Source organism: Microbacterium karelineae (assembly GCF_009745985.1).
Taxonomy (GTDB): domain Bacteria; phylum Actinomycetota; class Actinomycetes; order Actinomycetales; family Microbacteriaceae; genus Microbacterium; species Microbacterium karelineae.
Genome location: NZ_WFIX01000094.1, coordinates 1 through 430 on the forward strand (window position 1 = coordinate 1; position 430 = coordinate 430).

Annotated in this window: 1 protein-coding gene; it reads right to left on the minus strand. The window is 38.1% G+C overall.

The window, feature by feature from the left end; all coding sequences use genetic code 11:
* Window positions 1–393, minus strand: a 393-nt coding sequence (locus GB932_RS22045) for a S46 family peptidase (protein WP_497755942.1), incomplete at its 3' end; no start/stop codon positions are given.
* Window positions 394–430 lie beyond the last annotated feature (37 nt).

Genomic DNA, 430 nt, shown 5'->3' on the forward strand with positions numbered 1-430 from the left:
TGCAGCATCAGCATATACTCTGAAAACTGTAAAATCTGCAGTGTGTCTTGGCCATTCCCAGTTGTCTGTATCTCCTCCGAATTTTCCTAATGATGAAGGGGGAGCACCTACCAATCTGATATCTTTATAATCCTGGTATACGAAATAGTAGAATTCATTTCCGTTGAAGAAATCTCTTACTACTACCGTATATTTTCCGTTTTCAGAGTTTTCAGTCTGGATTGCTTTAGTTTCAGCATCAATCACAGCTTTTCTCTCTGCTCCGGTCATATTGTTGTTTAGTTTAGAATTGATTCTTTGCGTAGCATCATCCATTCTCACTAAAAATCTTACATAAAGATCCTTTGCATTGAATTCGTCTTTCTGTTTCATTGCCCAGAAACCGTTCTTCAAATAATCTTTTTACGGTGCTGTTGCTGCGGCTTCTACA